We start from the raw sequence: 12,878 nt of genomic DNA, 5'->3' as shown, positions 1-12,878 counted from the left end.
GTAAAAAAGCACGAGGCACATTGCCAAGGCAAGCTAATATCAGTTAAGCACCTTGTGCTAGGGCTGTGTCGTCATTTTGGCGGAAATATGCATTTTTGCCGTCATTTTGCCGGTATTTGCCACGAAGAACACTGAGATTGACGGCAGATTGCGGCGTAGAATCTCACTATACTGACGGCTTCAAAACCACTGAATTTTAACAGATGAACTCACATAGCGGAACTATAGGACGTTGGCAAGGTGCAGGCTTAATGGCCACCACTTTGCTGGGCACAGGGGTGTTTATTCTCCCGCAAATGACAATCGACAAAGCCCAGGCCGGCGCGCTTATCGCCTGGTCACTCCTGACCTTAGCCATTATTCCAGTGGCATTGATTTTTGGTCGACTGGCGAGCGTCTTTCCCCATGCTGCGGGTCCTGCATATTTTGTGGAAAAGGCCTTTGGTCGCACTGCTGGCCGTACTATTGGGCTGATTTTTTTGCTGGTGGTGCCCATGGGCGCGCCGGCCGCGATTTTGATGACCTTCCAGTTTGTTAATGCACTCATTCCCCTCGATGGCTGGCCTAAGGTTGGCGCCGAGGTATTAGTGATTTTCGGTTTATTCCTGCTTAATCTGCGTGGCATTCAAATCTCGGCCAAACTGCAATTTGGCTTAACCCTTTGTATTGTTGCGATTGTGGTGCTGTTATTTGGGGCGAGCAGTGTGCAACCTGGGCACTTAACCTCATTAGCTAGCTATGGCACGCCAGAAATCCCCACCATTATGATTGCCGCAGGTATCGCTTTTTGGAGCTTTTTGGGGATTGAGGCCATGACTCACCTCGCCGATGATTTTCGCCGTCCACAGCAGGATATGATCCCCGCGATGATGATGGGCACTGTGCTGGTGGGTATTATTTATGTGGCCTGTACCTTGATTTTACTGTTAGTGCCGACCGATAAAAGCGTGGCCATGATCGGCGTGTTCGATGCGCTCTTGGGCGGCTATGGTGCACAAGTGATTGGTGTGCTGGGGATTGCCAGCGGTCTTGCCACGGTTAACGTGTATGCCGCCAGTGCCGCGCGTCTTATCTGGAGCTTTAGTAACGAAGGTATTTTGCCGCGCTGCTTTGCGGTAAAAAATCGTCACGGTGTGCCAATCCGTGCCTTGGCGGCGTTACTCAGCGTGATGGCGAGTGTAATAGTGCTGACCCACACAACGGGCCAAGAGCTCGAACATTTAATTGCTTGGAGTAATGGGGTGTTCGTGGTGATCTACTTAATGGCCATGTTAGCCGCGGCGAAGTTATTGCCCCGCAGTAACTTACCCTTAGTGATACTAGGTTGTTGCTTCTGTTTGGCCTTAGGTATCGCGCTTGGGGCAAGTATGGCCTACGTGCTGGTGTTGATCTTGTTCGTGGCACCATTCCTGTGGTGGCAGAAGACGCATATCAGTCGCAAACAGAGCTTAGCGGTAAATAAAGTGTCCTAGTGGCCGATATCACTGAATGACAGACCAGAACGCCAACCAGCGTGCGTTCTGGCCTCTTACCTTAAATCTTCTGATCCAGTTTAAAGTCGAGCTGCACCTGTTGATTCATCTGTGGCACGGCCTTGCCCGAATCAAACTTAGGTTTGTATTTCCAGTTTTGCACCGCTGACAGCGCGGCCTTATCAAACACCCGCTTCGGATTGGCATCGAGCACGCGCACATTGCTAACAGTACCATCTGCCGTAATATCAAATCCCACGACCACATAACCTTCCTTGCCATTTTGCGCCGCATCAATGGGATAGCGAGGGGACACTTGCACCACTGGTAAGGCTTCTGCCGTCATTGCCGATTGGGTAAAGAGTGTAGTTTGGGTTGGTATTTCGGGGGTAAAAGTCTGAGTGTTGAAATCGACGAGCTGATTGCTCTCTCCCGGAGCGGTAACGCGCTCCCTTGCCGGAATGGGTTTAGGTGGCTCAGGTTTACGGCTTTCCTTCGGCGGAATTGGCGTTCGCTCCGTCATCAAAATATTGATCTGCGGCGCATCGCTCGCTTGTCCGCTCAAGGGCTGCGGATTATGGATAAGTTGCGCCATAAACACGAACAAACCTAAGGTGATCAGTGCGCTAACAAGGATAATACCTGTGCGATTAACGAGTGCATTTTGGCCCATAGTGCTTCCTTACAATGGATGAACAAGATTTAATCTATATCACTCATTACTAAAATTTAGAAACATTTATTTACAAATAAGCATAATTGTTGAACGATTTTTCAGGGACTGGAATGGCATAAAGTACGAGCCCATTGTGTTATCGAACGGATTTGTGGGGGATTGCTGTCTGTTTTAAAAGCCGTTTGAAGGCAGACGAAAGTTGCAGACGCCATTGATATACGGCGATATCTTTGCAAGCGAGGCGAAGTTCTGTGTTCTATATTTTGATCATTCACGTCGAAGGAGAATAAATATGGATTCTGCTGCGCTACTGAGTCGAGTCGATGACTTACCCCGTTTACCTAAAGCCATCAGTGAACTGCTTGAAGTGGTTAACGATGATAATGCCACGGTCAAAAATATTGCGACTAAGGTGTCCCACGATCCCTTGATCAGCGCAAAGGTGCTGAGACTAGCCAATTGCGCCCACTATGGCCACAGCCGTGAGGTGGGCAGTATTGACGAAGCCGTAGTACGCCTTGGCATGCAGACGCTGCGGACGTTAGTCCTAGCGTCGGCGGTGATGGGATCAGTGCCTAAATGCCAAGGGGTCGACCTCGCGCAGTTTTGGGGGCAGACCTTTGAAATTGCACTCTATTGCCAAGAGATGGCCAAACGTTGTGGAGTGCAGCCCGATGAGGCCTTTACCTGCGGTATCCTTCACCGGATTGGTGACTTACTGATCGCGGCGATTTCCCCCGAAGATGCCGAGAAGATTACCGAAGCGGTGGCTCAGGGCAAAGATAAACATGCGTTTGAGCGTGAACTGCTCGGCTATGACTCGCCCGATATTGGCGCTTTGTTGGCTAAAAACTGGAAATTCACCCCCGCGTTGGTGCAGGGCATCCTTTATCAGGATCATCCCAAGGATTCGAACCCTTTCTCTAAATTGGCCGCCTTGCTGTGCCTCGCCTATAAAGTGCTGGAGGAGTGGGACAGCATCGACGATGACGATAAAACCAGTTGGTTATCGCAATTAGCGACCAAGAAGGGCTTAAAGATGGAAATGGGAGGATTGCGAGCCAAGTTAACTGAGCTTAGAGGCGCAGGATTCGAAATCGGTAAGGCGCTCGCCTAAGCCTGCTGGAACAGTAAACGGCAATCTACAGCCTTGATTCAAAAGCATGAATGGCAACGCTGCGATTCATGCTTTTTTTATGTAGTGCTTTTAGCGTGCTGCTTGGGTAGTTTCGATAGCCTGATTACGCATCTGGATAAGTTCGCTGTGCTTGAGGTACAGCAAATCGGCGGTGCGGCGAATGATTTGATCTTCGTACTGGGAGAGTTGTCCATCGGCATAGGCTAATTGCCACATAGCTAACAGCAATTGTTGTTTTTGCTCCAAGCTAAATTCGGCATTGATGGTATTGGTAAACTCAAAGAGCGAGGTAGCATTACCTTGGGCTTTTTTCGCTTCTTCAATCAGTTCATTGGCTTCCTGCGCTGGCATCGACAGTGTTTCCGTCAGCAAGGTCGGCAGTAACGCCATTTCTTCTGCCGCGAGGGTTTCATCGGCAAATACCACTTCGAGTAACATACTCGCCGACGCCAACTTGAGCTGGTGGGCTTTCTCCTCGGGGGAGATGGCCTGGGTGTGGGATTGAAGGAATCGTTTCAGCTTAGCAATCATAAAAGGGCACTGCTCTGGCAAGAAGGGATAACTAAATAGAGTGATTTACGGCGCTAAAGTTCACCCTAAACCATGGGCTTAGGGTGAAAGCGAGGATTACAGCAGGGAATTTAGGCCCTTCATCAGGAGATCTGAGCTGCCTTCGGCGCCATTTGTCTCAAGGTAAGACTTGGCGATATTGATCATCGGCATGGCCAAATCTTTAGAAATACCCAATTTTTCAAAGGCATCTAACACCATAGCACTGCCTTGAAGGGAAGAGCCAATATTACCCGCCTTAGACAATAAGCCTGAAACGCCCGAGTTAGCGTCAAGCTTTGGCGCTGCGGCTAATAGGCTGTCGGCATTCGGGATGCTGGCGGCTAATTTGGTGTAATCATTCGAACCTAGGCTAGACTGGGCTAGGCCTAATAGGCTGCCTAAACCGCCTTCGGCTTGGTTTTGGCTTAAACCGAGTTGCGACATCACGCTACCGACTAACTCGTTGGATTGAGTCGCGGTGCCTGTGGCTACTTTTTCCGTTTTTGCTTGTGTTCCTGCGAGGTTATCTAACCAGCCTGCACTGGCGGGAGCCGCTAAAAGCGTGGCGCTGATCAGGATTGAGAGAGTGAGAGTGTGTTTCATGAGTGGCATCCTTTGAGGGTTTGCGCGCAATAAAGGGCCACAGTGTAACGGCTTTGCGACTTTTGTTGCAGTCCTTTTCTGTGATTTACGGTTCACTCAAGTGATTTGTGTTGTGCATTGGGGCGGGATTTTGGGTATCCTTAGCGGCAATTCACGGTGTTAATTTACTTCAATTATTTTGGAAAGGCGCATGTCACTATCCGCAATTTTGACCGAAGCTTATAACTTTTTCCGTAATCATCTCACTCAGCTTGCCATGCTGACAGTGCCATTGCTGTTAGTGCAGGTGGGGATCCAGCTGTGGCTAGGCACAGAGATGAGCAAAGTCGATCTGGAAAACCCGCAGTTTGGCGCGCCGCATATGATCGCCATGATGCTACTGCTGCTGATTTTTTCGGTGCTGATCGCCGCATTAACGCTGTTTTTAGAGCTGAGATCCCAAGGGCATAATCCCTCGACGGGAATGGTATTGAAGGCCAGCTTACCCTTTGTACCACCCCTGCTGCTGGCGGGTGTGTTTTCGGGACTGGCGATTTTAGCGCCTGTAATGCTATTTGCTGCGTTTGGCCCACTGTGGTTAGTCGGCCTCGTCATCAGTTTCTATCTATTTGCGCGACTCGCCTATGTGAACTTTATGGTGGTAGTTGAACGTCTAACACCGCTGGAAGCCATTAAGGCAAGCTTTAGCTTTAGTGGTCCTATCGTACTGAAAACCATCGCCTTATTGATGCTTTATCTGCCGCTTTCTGTCGTGGGTGCTCAGCTCTCTGGCGCAGCTTCTCTTGGCGGCCTGCCAGTGCAAATGCTGGCGGATACCTTGATGGCATTTATCGGTTTATTCGTGAATTTAGCGCTGTTCCGCCTGTATATGGTGACTAAACAGCCTACCGCGGAATAATATCAACCGAGTACATTCGAGCTGAGGTAAGGATTTATGGGAACAGGGGCTGAGTTACTGGATAGCGAATTTATCCAAGGTTTTTCGGCCTCTCTTCTCGATGATTATCTCAATGCCAAAAACTATGTGCAGGATGTGCCCACCCAGTCACTGTTGCATATCCGCAGTTTTACCCACAGGCTGACCGAACTGCTCGGTCAGGATAAAGCCGTCAGCTTCGCTAGTCCTAATCTCTATGACCGTATCGAGCTGTTAAACCAAAAGCGGTTGATCGATGTGAAGACGACACGAGCCTTACATCGTCTGCGTGGTGATGGCAACCGTGGCGCCCACCCTGAAAAATACCATTTAACTCAAGAGCAATTGCTCGCCTTGGCCCAAAAGGCCATCAAGGATGTGTTGGCCTTAATTGAGCACTTGTATCCTAAGGTGATTGGGCGTGCGGCTCCCGCTTATCGTTACCAAGCCAGTGACGCCGTTACCATCAAAGACCTCTGTTACCGTGCGGTGATGGAAGACGACCCTAAGGCGCAATACCTTGTGGGGATCTCTTTTAAAACCAAAGCATTAATGCTTAAAGAGCAAGAGCTTGCCTTAGTCGATCAATCCTATGGTAATGAAGATGAAAATGGCCCAGCGGTAAAGGAAGTGGCGCAAAAAGCCAGTGATACCTTTGCTAAAGCCGCCTATTGGTTTGCCCTTGCGGCGCCAAATCATTCCGATGCCCTCTATGAACATGGGGTTGGGCTTATCCATGGCTATCAAGGACGGGCCGATGCCATTCACGGCGAAGCTGCGATTGCCAAGGCCGCTGAGGCGGGTGTCGTCAATGCAATGGCGTTATTGGGGTATTTTTATCTGGTGGGCAGTGAGTCATTTAAGCCGGATTTAGCGCAGGCGAAGCACTATTTACAACTGGCGGCCGAGGGTGAACAGACCGAAGCCATGGCGAATTTAGGTGTGCTCTATTATCAGACCAAAGATCTGACCCAAGCCTATCATTTTATTAATAAAGCGGCGCAAGCGGGTTATCCCCATGCCCAGTACCATTTAGCCTTAATGCTCGCCAACGGCGATGGTTGTCAGCGCGATCCTATCGTGAGTGAGTATTGGATGGCCGAAGCGGCCGAGCAAGGTCAGCTGGATGCCATGCTTACCCGCGCGCAGCACATGCTAAACGATGAAAGTGGTTTGGGTGGCGATGTGAGTCAGGCGGAGCGTTATCTACGTGAAGTAATTAAATACGGTCACAGTGTGCCAGCCATGATTGAACTGAGCATGGCACTCGCGGACGGTATTTTAGGGCGTATCGATGTGGTGGGCTCTGCGGCGCTGCTCAACCTGGCGCGCCGTCATGCTAATGCCAAAGAGGCCGAGATCATCGAGCCCCTGTGGCAATCACTCGCATTGCAAGTTGATACTGTGCTGGAGATGACCCAAGATCCCGGCGAGATTCAAACCCTTAAGCGCGCAAAAACCTTACTAAGCGCTTAGTATTATTTCTCATCCTGTTGATGTTCAAAGGTGCGGCCGCGATATTGCTCTGCATGGATTTCACGCACCACATTGGTGGAACGATAAAACTCAGTCTCTTGGCTCGCCGCTTCCTGCGCTTGTGCCTGGGCACGATTAAACTTACTCACTTGGCGCGCCACGTAAATGCGGCTAAATAACACTAAGCAGCCGAGCGCAATGGCGCCAAATAAAAGCACAAAAGGCAATAAAAACAGTGATAAACAGATTAGGCTGACACTCACGGCCATGGCTAACCAAGCCCGTGCTCCTGAAATGCGTGGCTGAAATGGGCTCTGTTGAAATTGTTGATAGATCATAAGAACTCCTAATCAAAATGGGGCGAGGCGTAAGGTAAATCATCTAAGGATTTGCCAACTTGGCGTTATCGAGAGGCCTCTTTCCCAATGCTATGGAGAGTCAGTGTGCAATAAATAAACGGATTGGGTCACGTTAATTTGGGTTAATTTACGTTGTTTTACGTCTAGGAGCTCAAATTGTTGTTTAATCTGAGGTGTCTGTGATCTTTTGGTTATCATTAGGTTTTTAATGATTTGGTTAAAGTTATCTTTATGTTTTTGCTTAATTATTTATTAATTTGATGATAAGTGATTCTTTGTTTGTTGTGCAAGATGTGCGAAAATTTAACCGATATTTTGATTGGTTATGGCTAAATCTGTAAATTTATTACATTGAGTGATGACCATTCGTCCAATACCTTCCTTCAGTGCTGTGTAAATCGTAGATACCAAAATGAACTCATATTCACTTAAACAAAAGATCCTGATTTCGGTCGTGATCGCCTTGTCCCTCGTGATCAGCTTGCTGTCTTGGCAAAGCTACTCCAGTCAAAAATCATTGTTATTGCAAAATAGCCTAGAGCAGGTGCAACGCTTAGGTGAACAACAGGCCGAGCGCATTCAAGAATGGCTGGCTGGACGCCAAGATATCGTAGGCGCATTGGCCTCTAAGGTGGAAGGTAACAGTTTAAGTGCATTGCAACAGGCGCAGGCCTCAGGGCGATTTCAGCTAACTTATTATGGTACCGAGACAGGACAGATGTTGGACTCAGATCCAAGTATTGACCGTACCGGTTACGATCCGAGAACGCGTCCTTGGTATAAACAGGCGATGAATGAGCGCGGTTTAATCCTGACTAAACCCTATGTCGACGTGGCCTATAACGTGTTAGTGGTCACTATGGCGCAGGCCACTTCTCAAGGTGTGGTAGGTGGCGATCTCTCGATTGCGAGCCTAGTCGAGAGCGTGAATCGCATGACGCTCCCCGCCAATGGCTATGCGATCATGATGCACAAAGACGGCACTGTGATTGCTTACAAAGATGCCTCTAAGGCGATGAAGCCTGTCGGCCAAATCGACAACGATCTGAATCATGATTTACCCCAGCAGAGCCGCCAAGCGGGAGCCTTGCTGCCCATGTATTTTGAGAATGAGGGCCGTGATAAGTTAGTCTGGGGTGTCGATATTCCCAATACCGATTGGGAGCTGGTGATAGTGCTGGATAAGGAGACCCTAGAGGCACCTCTGACCGATCTTCTGCTGACGCAATTTGGACTTTCTGCCGTAGTGTTATTGCTGAGTGTATTGGCGATTTCCTGGTTGGTGAATCTACTATTAGGTCCACTAGGGCGCGTGTCACAGGCACTGGCACGCATTGCCGACGGCAATGGCGATTTTACTCAACGAATAGAGGTCGATACTCAGGATGAAGTAGGCGTGTTGGCCGATAGCTTTAACCGTTTTGTCGGCAGCCAGCATCAATTGATCAGCCATATTCGTCAGTTAGCCAGCGAGCTAGATACGGATGCAGAGCGCAGCCTTAAAACCAACCATATTGCGGTGGCGGAGCTGCAACGTCAGCAGCAGGAAGTGGCCATGGTGGCAACTGCGGTGACCGAAATGGCGAGCGCGACCAATGAAATTGCCGCTAATGCGGAAAACACTGCGACAGCGGCGCAGCAGTCGGCCGCGAGCAGTTTCCAAGGCAAAGAGTTGGTCAATAAAACCCGCAGTTCGATCAATTCCCTCGCCGATGAAGTCGCTCAGGCAACGGACGTGATTGAAGATTTAAGTCGCCATGCTCAGTCGATTTCTAGCATTTTAGCGACTATTCAAGGGATTGCGGAGCAGACTAACCTATTAGCGCTCAACGCAGCGATTGAAGCCGCCCGCGCGGGTGAGCAGGGCCGTGGTTTTGCCGTGGTCGCCGATGAGGTGCGGGTATTGTCGCGTCGGACGCAGGATTCGACCCAAGAAGTACATGCAACCATTGAAACCTTGCAACGCACCACAGCAAAAGCCGTGAGTTTGATGGAAAGCAGTCAAATGCTTGCGGGCAACAGCGTGGAAGATGCAAATGCTGCCGTGAAGGCGCTGGAGGAAATCACCCAAGCCGTGAATGTGATTTCGGATATGGCGGGGCAAATTGCCACTGCCGCCGAAGAGCAAACCCAAGTTACGGGGGAGATCACCCAAAATACGGTGGCGATCAAAGACGTGACCGACGAAATCACCGAGGCCGCGAAATCGGATCTGACCCAAGCCCAAGCATTAAAGGCGCGTGCGAACGATCTCAATGCTCAGGTAGCGACCTTTATTCTGTAAGTGTGTTGAGTTTAATCGGCCCTGGATACGCTTGTGTCCTGGGCTTTTTATGGCTTTTCCCCTAGGGTTGCATAAGCTTTTCAACACTTTGGCAGATGGTATCGCGCATCCATTTATGCCCTTGGTCTTCATCGTTGCGCTGATGCCAGATCAGCACATAGGCCATAGGAATAAATTCAAAGGGCAGAGGAAACAGCCTTAATGGATAGAGTTTACAAGCGTGCAATGCAAAGCTCGATGGTAAGGTAAAAATCAAATCACTGTGGGCGCAGATGCTAGCCGCGCCATAAAAATCGGGCACAGTCGTGCTGATTTTGCGCCTGTGGCCAAGGTCGGCCAGAAAGTAATCTAGCGCCCACCAATCACTCCCTTCACAGCGCACCTGCACATGCGCCATATCCAAATACAAATTTAAATCCCACTGGGGTGAGGTGAGAGCGGTCATCAAAGGATGATCTTGGCGAACCAAACACACTTGCCTGTCGGTAAACAGGGTTTGGCAGCTAATGCCATCTGGGAGTCTGTCCGTTTGCGAGTCTGAAAGCGGGTGTAGATCCCGCCCCGAGATCCCAAAGTCAATTTGCCCCTGCTGCAAATCGTGCATCGATTTCTCGGTCCACACATAGGAGTCGAGCTTCAGGTTCGGCGCAGTGCTTAACAATGGGCCGATAAAATAGGGGATTAAGGTTTCGTAGGCACTTTCAACCATGGCAAAGGAAAACTGCCTGTTACTGCTGGCCGGTGTAAACGTCGGCGGCTGAGTGAGTTGATATAAGTCTTGCAAAATATTTGGCAACTTGAGCCCAATATTGAGCGCATGGGCCGTGGGTTTAAGGCCATGGGCAGTGCGTTGGAACAGGGGATCATCTAAGGTTTCTCGCAGGCGATTCAAGCTCTTGCTCAATGCCGATTGGCTAATATGTAATCGACTCGCTGCGCGGGTGACACTCTGTTCTTCGAGCAAAACCTTCAATATCACCAGTAGGTTGAGATCGATTCTGGCTAAGTTGTCGAGATTCATAGATATTCCTCAGAGGAAATTCACTTTGGAAATTATACCATTTCTGTTCATACCTTGAGTTATTTAAAATAGCGCCCACTGAAATACCTTTTACTGTTTAACCGAGATAAGTTTTATGCGGCGCAATCTGTTACCTATTTTGATGTCTTTGGTGCTACTCAGCCCATTGGCGATTGATATTTATCTACCTTCTATGCCAACCATGGCGGCAGAGTTCGCCGTGTCTGCCAGTGAAGTACAGTCCACATTAGTACTGTTTTTATTTGCTATGGGTGTGGGCCAAATTTTGATTGGCCCCTTAGCCGACCGTTACGGACGTCGACCCGTGGCACTCTTTGGTGTGTTGCTCTACGGCGCGAGTAGTTTACTTGCCGCCGCTGCGATTGAATTCCATTGGTTACAACTTGCCCGCGTGTTGCAAGGGTTAGCGGCCTGTTCAACCTCGATTGTAGTCTTTAGCGCGGTGCGTGACTGTTATTCGCCCAAGGAAGGCGCCCGTATCTACAGCTACTTAAATGGGGCTATCTGCGTGATCCCCGCACTGGCGCCCACCCTTGGCGGACTATTAGCCATGCAATTTGGCTGGCGTTCGACCTTTGTGTTTATGACCCTATACGCGATTTTGATGATGCTCTTGGTGGGCTATCGTTTACCCGAAACCCGTCCAGCCAATACGGTTAGCACAGGTCCTCTGTACCGCTGGAGTCGTTATAAACCTGTGCTGAGCAATACCCATTTCTTGTTCTATGCCTTTGCCTGTATGTCGGCGATGGCGGCGATTTTAAGTTATGTGTCTTACTCTCCCGTGTGGCTTATCGGCCATTTAGGGGTGTCAGAGTTGGCTTTTAGTGGGTTGTTTGGCTTGAATGCCTTGGTCAATATTGTGGCCTGTTTTGCCGCGCCAGTGGTGATCCGCAAGTTAGGCAACCGTCCAACCGCCATCCTTGCCTTAGTGTTACTGGTGCTCTCGGCGGTATTGATTATTGCAGCTCAAGCATTTGGCCCAAGTGTGGGTATGGCTGCCGCTTTTGCCTTTATGTTGCCTATGATGTTGTTGTGTATTGGTTTTGCTTTCTTATTAGGCCCAGCGACCAGTATGGCACTGTCAGCCTTTGGCGAGCGCGCAGGCACCGCAACGGCGATGTTAGGTTTTATTCAGATGAGTGGCGCGTCAGTCATAGCAGGCCTAGTACAGCAAACAAATCTGACAGCCCCCTATGCGGTGGCGTTAGTGATGGGCGTATTTTCTGTCGGATTACTCTCGATGATGGCATTAAGCCGCTTCGACCACTGGCACCAAGAACAGTTAGCCGCCGAGCATTAATACACCCTAAACGGCTAATCAAAGAAACACCCTTTGCCCGTAGCTTATTTGACCATAGCTACGGGCATTTTTTTAGAAGCGACCGTTGATACCTAATGCTAAGAAGACATCATCTGCATCTGAATCAATGAATTTTGAGATACTTGTCTGAGCGGAGATAAAATCAGTAATACGCCAGTAATAAGAAGTATAAATGGTTGAGGGATCATCCTCATCCTGGATTGTATGACTTGCTCCCACGGCCCAAGATTTGTTGATAAACCAACGTGCACCGAGGTTTAAAGATGTGTCATTACTCGTATAACGGTACTGGGTGTCTATGTTGTAAGTTGATGAGCTCTCACGGTGCGAGTAGCTTAAGTCTGCGTACAGGTCAACGCCTGCTGTTGATTCTAATGGAATAAAACTACGAATACCAAGACCCACACTGTCGACGTCAATTTCACCTTTGTAATATGTCCCATAGGCAAGATCAGTATTGTCAGTAGAATATTTCAGGTAAACGGCCGAATTGTCGTTAAAGTAATAACCAAGTTTGGCACCGTAGTTATTCGTATCCTGATAATCACTATCTACCACACCATAACTGAGTCCAATAAACCATTTAGAATCAAAAACATATTCCCCATCAATGAGATAGAAGTCGGAATGGTCACTAACGTTATAACCAACACGGATATTAGATGATTGTGCTAAAAAGCCGCTAAGTGCATAGGGAACAGTATCTTGGCTAACAGGCGTAAAGTAATAGCGGTAATCCGCATCCCAAGAACCATCGCTAAACTCGTCAGTTGAACTGGCGTATACCAAGTTCACATCATGCTGGTAAGTGTTATCTGTCACGGCGAGGGTTGTGGTACTGGTTAGGGCGAGTAAGAGTGCGAGGTTAAGTCGATTAATGAGCATTGCAGTTCCTTTTATTATTAATGACGAATAACAGCCTCAAGATGGGGAGAAGCGTTATCGGCCGTAGCGTCCTAGTGAGCGGAAGATACATTTTGTAAACAAAATGTCAATAATGTTTAACATTCATGCACTAAACGGGGTGCCATACTAA

The 12,878-nt window shown here is 49.0% G+C and carries 12 protein-coding genes; 6 read left to right on the top strand and 6 right to left on the bottom strand.

The genetic code is table 11. The features are described from left to right. Positions 1-203: 203 nt before the first annotated feature. The gene (gene yjeH / locus K0H59_RS19965; RefSeq protein WP_220054153.1) at positions 204-1,472 is read left to right on the top strand and encodes an L-methionine/branched-chain amino acid transporter; all 1,269 of its coding nucleotides are present in this window, start codon (positions 204-206) and stop codon (positions 1,470-1,472) included. A 61-nt stretch (positions 1,473-1,533) separates the two neighbouring features. On the opposite strand, the gene K0H59_RS19960 is transcribed toward yjeH, so the two are convergent. After that, positions 1,534-2,145 (bottom strand): energy transducer TonB, encoded by a 612-nt coding sequence (locus K0H59_RS19960; protein ID WP_220054152.1) that lies wholly within the window; start codon positions 2,143-2,145, stop codon positions 1,534-1,536. A gap of 295 nt (positions 2,146-2,440) precedes the next feature. Here K0H59_RS19960 and K0H59_RS19955 point away from each other — a divergent pair, with 295 nt between their 5' ends. Further along, entirely contained in the window at positions 2,441-3,265 is an 825-nt protein-coding gene (locus K0H59_RS19955; protein ID WP_011718676.1) for an HDOD domain-containing protein, read from the top strand. A gap of 90 nt (positions 3,266-3,355) precedes the next feature. On the opposite strand, the gene K0H59_RS19950 is transcribed toward K0H59_RS19955, so the two are convergent. Together K0H59_RS19950 and K0H59_RS19945 are read right to left on the bottom strand one after the other, a co-directional pair. Then, positions 3,356-3,817, bottom strand: coding sequence for a TerB family tellurite resistance protein (locus tag K0H59_RS19950; RefSeq protein WP_220054151.1), 462 nt, complete (start codon positions 3,815-3,817; stop codon positions 3,356-3,358). Positions 3,818-3,913: 96 nt separating this feature from the next. Next, on the bottom strand, positions 3,914-4,441 hold the full coding sequence (locus tag K0H59_RS19945) for a DUF2780 domain-containing protein (RefSeq protein WP_011624477.1): 528 nt from the start codon (positions 4,439-4,441) through the stop codon (positions 3,914-3,916). Positions 4,442-4,631: 190 nt separating this feature from the next. Here K0H59_RS19945 and K0H59_RS19940 point away from each other — a divergent pair, with 190 nt between their 5' ends. Continuing rightward, complete coding sequence (locus K0H59_RS19940) at positions 4,632-5,339, top strand: hypothetical protein (protein ID WP_011718673.1); 708 nt, start codon at positions 4,632-4,634, stop codon at positions 5,337-5,339. Positions 5,340-5,375: 36 nt separating this feature from the next. Then, positions 5,376-6,833 carry a DUF4145 domain-containing protein gene (locus tag K0H59_RS19935; protein WP_220054150.1) on the top strand — a complete coding sequence of 486 codons (1,458 nt, stop codon included), beginning with the start codon at positions 5,376-5,378 and terminating at the stop codon, positions 6,831-6,833. A 2-nt stretch (positions 6,834-6,835) separates the two neighbouring features. Here the strand turns inward: K0H59_RS19935 and K0H59_RS19930 are convergent, their stop codons facing one another. Further along, complete coding sequence (locus K0H59_RS19930; protein ID WP_011718671.1) at positions 6,836-7,171, bottom strand: hypothetical protein; 336 nt, start codon at positions 7,169-7,171, stop codon at positions 6,836-6,838. Between the two features lie 433 nt (positions 7,172-7,604). Between K0H59_RS19930 and K0H59_RS19925 the strand changes: the two genes are divergently transcribed. Further along, the gene (locus K0H59_RS19925; protein ID WP_220054149.1) at positions 7,605-9,476 is read left to right on the top strand and encodes a methyl-accepting chemotaxis protein; all 1,872 of its coding nucleotides are present in this window, start codon (positions 7,605-7,607) and stop codon (positions 9,474-9,476) included. 61 nt (positions 9,477-9,537) lie between these two features. Here K0H59_RS19925 and K0H59_RS19920 read toward each other — a convergent pair whose 3' ends face one another. Further along, complete coding sequence (locus K0H59_RS19920; protein ID WP_220054148.1) at positions 9,538-10,497, bottom strand: LysR family transcriptional regulator; 960 nt, start codon at positions 10,495-10,497, stop codon at positions 9,538-9,540. A gap of 115 nt (positions 10,498-10,612) precedes the next feature. Between K0H59_RS19920 and K0H59_RS19915 the strand changes: the two genes are divergently transcribed. Then, positions 10,613-11,821, top strand: coding sequence for a multidrug effflux MFS transporter (locus K0H59_RS19915; RefSeq protein ID WP_220054147.1), 1,209 nt, complete (start codon positions 10,613-10,615; stop codon positions 11,819-11,821). Between the two features lie 72 nt (positions 11,822-11,893). Here K0H59_RS19915 and K0H59_RS19910 read toward each other — a convergent pair whose 3' ends face one another. Beyond that, positions 11,894-12,727: a putative porin gene (locus K0H59_RS19910; RefSeq protein WP_220054146.1), complete on the bottom strand. Its 834-nt coding sequence runs from the start codon at positions 12,725-12,727 to the stop codon at positions 11,894-11,896. Positions 12,728-12,878 lie beyond the last annotated feature (151 nt).

Source organism: Shewanella sp. FJAT-51649 (genome assembly GCF_019457435.1).
GTDB classification, from domain to species: Bacteria; Pseudomonadota; Gammaproteobacteria; order Enterobacterales; family Shewanellaceae; genus Shewanella; species Shewanella mangrovisoli.
The sequence above is the reverse complement of the archived record's forward strand: the minus strand, read 5'-3'. Positions and strand labels throughout refer to the sequence as shown.